Below are 6,131 nucleotides of genomic sequence, written 5' to 3'. Positions count from 1 at the left end.
GCGGGTGACCCCCCGCCGGTGCCGGGGCACCCGGCTCCGCGGATCGAGGACCACCCGGACCGGATCGCGGCCCGCGCACGCCCGTACGGTCAGCCGGGGGTCGTCCGCCACCGCGGTGCCGGCCCCGACCAGCACCGCGTCCGCCAGCGCGCGCAGCCGGTGCAGATGCCGGCGGTCCTCCTCGCCGGTGACGTAGTCGGCGTCGCCGGTGCGGGTCGCGATGAAGCCGTCCAGGCTCTGCCCGAGCTGCCCGAACGCCACCCGGGGGCCGGCCAGGCACAGCGGCAGATAGCGCTCGGCGAGCCAGGCCGCCCCGGGCGCGGCGGCCCCCGCCCAGCGCGCCCCGCCGGCGCCGTCCGGCACCAGCCCGGCCGCCGCCGCCTCGGCCGGCGTACGGACGCCGAGCAGCCGCTGCCAGGCCGTCGCCGGGTCGAGCGCCTCGGGTGCCGCGTCGGGCGGATGGGTCATCGGCCGTCGCCCAGGAGTTCGGCACAGGCGCCGAACGCCTCGGCCAGCCCCGCCAGCAGCCGGGCACCCTTCTCGGCGGAGGCCAGGGAGGGGCGCCCGATGACGCCGGATTCCGTGTAGGCCGGCATGCCGAGGGTGAGCAGATGAGGCCGGTCGTCGGCGAGGTGGTCGGCCGAGGCGTAGCCGGGCCGGACGAGTTCGGGGTGGGTGTGCAGCAGAATCGACGTCTCGGTCTCGCCCGCGTGCATATCGCTGTGCGCGGATGTCCGCACGCCCGCCCGGGAGCGGGCCGCGGCCCAGTCGGCCGAACCGGGAAAGAGCGCCATCCGCGTCCCGCCGCTCTCGTTGGACTCCTGAACGACGTTGCGCAGCACGTAGTTTCCGCCGTGGCCGTTGACGAGAACCAGCGTCCCCGTGCCGGACCGGCGGAGCGAGGCGGCGATATCCGTCACCACGGCGTGCAGGGTGCGCGCGGAAATGCTGACGGTTCCCGGCCAGGCGGCGTGCTCCTGGGAACACGAGACGGTCAGCGGCGGCAGCAGCAGGACCGGGTACCGTGCGGCGATTTCCGCGGCGACGGCGCAGGCGATGACCGTGTCCGTGGTCAACGGCAGGTGCGCGCCGTGCTGTTCGAAGCTGCCGATGGGCAGCAGTGCCATCTCGGGCCGTGCGGCCCGGACATCCTCGGTGGTGTCCGCCGGCAGCAGGCCGGGCGGTGGACTCCGGTGGCCCGGTACGGTCATCGGCAGGCTCCGATCGGCGTCAACCCGGCAGCGCCGGTGCCCAGTTGAGGGGAATTGTCGCAGGCTGGATCGTGTACCGCTCGTTTCCGAACGCGGGTACGATCATGCCATGACGGACCCCGATACCGCTGCCGAGGCCGGACCGGACGCCAACGCCGCTGTCGCAGGGGGTGATTCCACCGCCGTCGCCGCTGTCGCGCCGCGTCCGGAAGTGCAGCGGATGGTGGCCGTCCGGCTTCCCACCGCGTACGGCGAATTCCGTGCCGTGGGCTATCTCGACCGCCGCAGCGGAATCGAGCAAGTGGCCCTGGTGCGTGGTGACGTGGCGGGGGAGAGGGCGCTGACCCGTATCCATTCGGAGTGTCTGACGGGCGATGTCTTCGGTTCCACGCACTGCGAATGCGGTGAGCAACTGACCGCGGCCCTGCGGGCGATAGCGGACGCGGGGCGCGGCATCGTCGTCTATCTCCAGGGGCACGAGGGCCGGGGGATAGGGCTGCTGGCCAAACTCCGGGCGATGCGACTCCAGGAGGACGACGGGCTGGACACGGTCGAGGCGAATATCGCGCTCGGGCTGCCCGTCGATGCCCGGGAATACCGCGCCGCGGCCGGAATTCTCCAGGACCTCGGCGTCCGGTCCGTACGGTTGCTGTCGAACAATCCGCGCAAGAGTGAGGCGCTGGAGCGCCATGGCATCGATGTCGCCGAGCGGGTGCCGCTGCTGGTGCCGCCCGGTGCGGAGAACATCCGGTATCTGCGTGCCAAGCGGGAGCGCCTGGACCACGATCTGCCGCATCTGGACGGCGCCCCGGACCCGTCCTGACCGGCCCCGCCGCGGAGGTGCGCGCCGGCCGGGGGGTCGCCCGGCCGGCGCGGTCCTGCACTTCCGCGAAATTCGTCTCCGCCGACATCTACACATAAAGGCGACATAAGCGCAGAATAAAAGTGCGCGGCTGATGCCACGCGAAGCGGCCTGACTGACTTGTGGACGAAGGAGGCGAGTCGCATGGCCGACGTCTCACACCCCAGGGGAGATCTCGCTGGTCACCCCGACGTTTCGGAGATGAGGGCCCGCTTCGAGCGGACGGTCGGCGGGCGGGACGTGGTGCTCGTCGACGGACCGGTGTTCCTGGTCGGTCTGTACTGCGCGGCATCACCGTGGATCGTGCACTACACGGCCTCGCAGCCCGCACTGATGACCCACAACCTCATCGTCGGTGTGGCGATCGCCCTGCTGGCGGTCGGGTTCACCGTCACTCCGGAGCGTATGTACGGCCTGAGCGGTGCGATGTCCGCGATCGGCGTCTGGCTGATCGTGGCGCCCTGGATCGTCGGCACGGGCCCGGACAAGGGAGTCATCTGGAACAACGTCGTCATCGGCGCCCTGACGTTCCTCCTGGGCGCGACGTGTGTCGCGGTGGCATCACGGAGCCGCAGCGCCACGTGATGCGCGCTCCCCACGGGGGCGTGTGGAAACCACCGGCCCGCTGCCGTACGACATCGAGAGCGACGGCAAGCGGGCCGGGCACATGTCCGGCGGCACCCCTCGGTCCGCGGCCGGCTACGGCCGGTGATCGCGGTCCGGGACGGCGGGCGGGGCGGGCGCGGCGAGCTGCCCGGCGACCCCGGCCAGCACCAGCCCGCCGGCCAGGATCAGACCGTGGGACAGCGCGACACCGGCGATCAGCACGGTGATCGCGGTGCCCAGCATCAGCCGGACCGCGCCGCGCCGGACGGGCGGTGCCGCGCCGGTGGCCGTTATGCGCGGGCGCGGGCAGGGGGAGGCGTCGGTCCGGAACGTCTCCGCCAGGTCGCGGAGTTGGCGGTCGTCGTCGGGGGACAGGGAGCGTCCCTCCTCTCCCGGATGGGGCCGCCGGTCGCGCCCTATGGGCAGGATGCCGGCGGGCGGGTGCGGGCGTTGCCTCGAAGATCGAGCGAAATCAGGGTTCCTGACCGTGGGTGGCCCTGCGTGGGTGCAGCGTCACACAGGCGTTGTTGTGCCCTGCCCGGCCCCGCCCGTAACGCCGTTGTCCGGACATCACCGGAGAGGTGCCGCGCCATCGCACACCGCCGGCCCTGCTGCCCGCGGCACGTCGTCGACCGCTCTCCGTCATCGGGGCCGAGCCGGTGTGACGCGGTGACCGCGTGGCGTGTGAGCCGCGCGGTGGCTCACGTGCGGCGGCCGGGCATCTTCGGTTAAATCGAACGTGTGGGCCATGTGCCCGTGATGGCCCGCCGTCCGGGAGAGGTGGCGCGCCGTGACCGCTGTGCCTGTGGACGAGCCCGCTGTGCCCGTCGATGACCACGAAGACTTCGCCGACGCCGACCGCGGCTTCATCGCCCCGCTCGACCCGCCCCGGATCACCGCGGCGGACGGACGGGTGGTCTGGGACGCCGAGGACTACGCCTTCCTGGCCGGGAACTGCCCCGAGACCGCGAACGAGAGCCTGTGGCGCCAGGGGAGGCTGGTGAGCCGGCAGGGCCTGTACGAGGTGACCGACGGCATCTACCAGGCGCGTGGTCTGGACCTGTCCAACATGACGCTCATCGAAGGCGATCACGGTGTCCTCGTCGTCGACCCGCTGCTCTCCGCCGAGACCGCCGCCGCGGCGCTGGAGCTCTACCGCAAGCACCGCGGCGACCGGCTGGTCACCGGCCTGATCTACACCCACGCGCACGCCGACCACTTCGGCGGCGGACGCGGCGTCCTACCGCCCGGCCGGCACCCCGTACCGGTCCTCGCGCCCGCCGGATTCCTGGCACACGCGGTCGGCGAGCAGCTCTTCACGGGACCGGCGATGACCCGGCGCGCGGAGTACATGTACGGCACCCGGCTCCCGAAGGGACCGGGCGGCCAGATCGGCTGCGGTCTGGGCACCACCACCTCCACCGGCACCCGCACCTTCATCCCGCCGACCGTGGACGTCACCCGCACCGGCCAGGAGGAGATCGTCGACGGCATACGCCTGGTCTTCCAGCTCACCCCGGGCACCGACGCCGCCGCGTCGATGAACTTCGCCTCCCCCGCCCACCAGGCGCTCTGCACCGCGGAGAACGCCCTCCACACACTGCACAGCGTCCTCACCCTGCGCGGTGCGGTGGTCCGCGACACCCGGCGCTGGGCCCACCACCTCAACGAGGCGCTGGCCCTCTTCGGCGCCGACACCGAGGTCGCCTTCGCCTCCCACCACTGGCCGACCTGGGGCAACGACCGCATCCGCAGCCTGCTGGCCAACCAGCGCGACCTGTACGCGTACCTGCACGACCAGACGCTGCGGCTGCTCAACGAAGGGCACACCGGCCCCGAGATCGCCGAGGAGCTGCGGCTGCCCCCGGACCTGGAGCGGCTGTGGGCACACCACGGCTACTACGGCTCGCTCAGCCACAACGTCAAGGCGATCTACCAGCGCTACCTCGGCTGGTTCGACGGCAACCCCGCGCACCTGTGGGAGCACCCGCCGGCCGAGCAGGCCCGGCGCTACGTGGACATCCTGGGCGGTGTGGAGGCCACCGTGGACGCGGGCAAGCGGTACGCCGCCGACGGCGACCTCCGGTTCGCCGCCACCCTCCTCAACCACGCCGTCTTCGCCGCCCCGCAGAACCCGCGCGCCCGCCGCGAACTGGCCGCCGTCTACGAGCGGCTGGGCTACGGCTGCGAGAACGGCACCTGGCGCAACTACTACCTCACCGGCGCCATGGAACTGCGCGGCCGTCCCGCCGACGCACCGCCGCCCGCCCCCGGCCCGGAGGCCCCCGGACCCGACCTCGTCGGGGCCCGCACCATCGATCAGCTCCTCGACTCGCTCGCCATCCGCGTCGACGGCCCCCGGGCCTGGTCGGCCCACCTCGCCATCGACCTCTACCTCCCCGACGAGGACCGCACCTGGCACCTCACCCTCTCCCACGGCGCCCTCACCCACCTCAGCACCCCCGGCCGCCCCACCCCCTCCGGCGACCGGCAGCCGGATCTCACCCTCACCCTCACCCGCACCCAGCTCCGCGATCTGCTCACCGACGGCGGCCCCTCCGCGATCACCCACGAGGGTGAGCCGGGGGCGGCCCTCCACGAACTCCTCGGCCTGCTCAGCACCCCCGACCCCGACTTCGCCATCGTCACACCGTGATCCCGCCCGGGGCCGGCGCGCTGTGGGCGCCCTCCGGCGTGCGGCAAACTGGGCCGGTGACCAGCGACATTCCCGATGAGTCGACAAGCTTTGTCGGCCGGCGAGCCGAACTGCGGCAGCTGCACCGCGAGTTGACCCAGCACCGGCTGATCACCCTGACCGGGCCCGGCGGTGTGGGCAAGACCCGGATCGCGATGCGCGCCGCCCGCGCCGCGGCGCCGCGCTTCCCGGACGGCGTCCGGTGGGCCCCGCTCTGGTCGTTACGGCGCGACCAGCTGCTGGTCGCCGCCGTCTGTGACGCCGTCGGACTGGCCGACCACTCGGCGCGGACGCCGGTGGCCGCGCTCTGCGAATGGCTCGCCGACAAGCGGCTGTTGCTGGTCCTGGACTCCTGCGAACACCTCGTCGCCGCCTGCCGCGACCTGGTCGGCGATCTGCTGACCGCCGCCCCCGCGGTGACCGTACTGGTCACCAGCCGGCAGCCGCTGGACGTCGTCGGCGAGTGGATCACCGAGATCGGCCCGCTGCCGTGCACCGGCGACAACGACGCGCTGGCGCTCTTCACCGAACGGGCCGGCGCCGCGGCCCCGGACCTCCGGCTCGGCGACCCGGCCCACGCCGGGGCCGCGGCGGAGATCTGCCGGCGCCTCGAAGGGATCCCGCTCGCCCTGGAACTGGCCGGCGCCCAGCTGGCGCACAGCCCGCTGGACCGCGTCGCCGAGCGCATCGGCGCCGGTCTCGACTCCCTGGACGGCACCGAGAACGCCGGCACCCCGCGGCACCGCACGCTGCGCAC

General features: G+C 73.1%; 7 protein-coding genes. 4 read left to right on the top strand and 3 right to left on the bottom strand.

Annotated features, from left to right (window positions below; translation table 11 throughout):
• Positions 1–468: RibD family protein (locus tag RZ84_RS40605; protein ID WP_241777583.1), on the bottom strand; the 468-nt coding region annotated here is incomplete at its 3' end.
• On the bottom strand, positions 465–1,211 hold the full coding sequence (locus RZ84_RS04935) for a creatininase family protein (protein WP_043263240.1): 747 nt from the start codon (positions 1,209–1,211) through the stop codon (positions 465–467). The genes RZ84_RS40605 and RZ84_RS04935, both read right to left, overlap by 4 nt.
• Before the next feature lie 220 nt (positions 1,212–1,431).
• On the opposite strand from RZ84_RS04935, the gene ribA reads away from it, so the two are divergent.
• Positions 1,432–2,034, top strand: coding sequence for a GTP cyclohydrolase II (gene ribA / locus RZ84_RS04930; RefSeq protein WP_052230425.1), 603 nt, complete (start codon positions 1,432–1,434; stop codon positions 2,032–2,034).
• A 183-nt stretch (positions 2,035–2,217) separates the two neighbouring features.
• Positions 2,218–2,658, top strand: coding sequence for an SPW repeat protein (locus RZ84_RS04925; protein ID WP_043263239.1), 441 nt, complete (start codon positions 2,218–2,220; stop codon positions 2,656–2,658).
• Positions 2,659–2,772: 114 nt separating this feature from the next.
• Here the strand turns inward: RZ84_RS04925 and RZ84_RS38770 are convergent, their stop codons facing one another.
• Positions 2,773–2,922 carry a hypothetical protein gene (locus tag RZ84_RS38770; protein WP_157878769.1) on the bottom strand — a complete coding sequence of 50 codons (150 nt, stop codon included), beginning with the start codon at positions 2,920–2,922 and terminating at the stop codon, positions 2,773–2,775.
• Between the two features lie 547 nt (positions 2,923–3,469).
• Between RZ84_RS38770 and RZ84_RS04920 the strand changes: the two genes are divergently transcribed.
• Together RZ84_RS04920 and RZ84_RS40600 are read left to right on the top strand one after the other, a co-directional pair.
• Positions 3,470–5,335, top strand: coding sequence for an alkyl/aryl-sulfatase (locus tag RZ84_RS04920; RefSeq protein WP_241777582.1), 1,866 nt, complete (start codon positions 3,470–3,472; stop codon positions 5,333–5,335).
• Positions 5,336–5,391: 56 nt separating this feature from the next.
• A partial coding sequence (locus RZ84_RS40600; protein WP_241777581.1) for an ATP-binding protein occupies positions 5,392–6,131 on the top strand: 740 nt, incomplete at its 3' end.

The sequence above is a fragment of the Streptomyces sp. CT34 genome (assembly GCF_000805335.1).
GTDB lineage: Bacteria > Actinomycetota > Actinomycetes > Streptomycetales > Streptomycetaceae > Streptomyces.
Note: the sequence above shows the minus strand (reverse complement) of the source record. Positions and strands in the feature narration are given on the sequence as shown.

Coding starts and splice junctions, on each gene's coding strand:
- RZ84_RS04935 (WP_043263240.1), bottom strand. CDS start 1,211: ATGACCGTACCGGGCCACCGGAGTCCACCGCCCGGCCTGCTGCCGGCG.
- ribA (WP_052230425.1), top strand. CDS start 1,432: ATGGTGGCCGTCCGGCTTCCCACCGCGTACGGCGAATTCCGTGCCGTG.
- RZ84_RS04925 (WP_043263239.1), top strand. CDS start 2,218: ATGGCCGACGTCTCACACCCCAGGGGAGATCTCGCTGGTCACCCCGAC.
- RZ84_RS38770 (WP_157878769.1), bottom strand. CDS start 2,922: ATGCTGGGCACCGCGATCACCGTGCTGATCGCCGGTGTCGCGCTGTCC.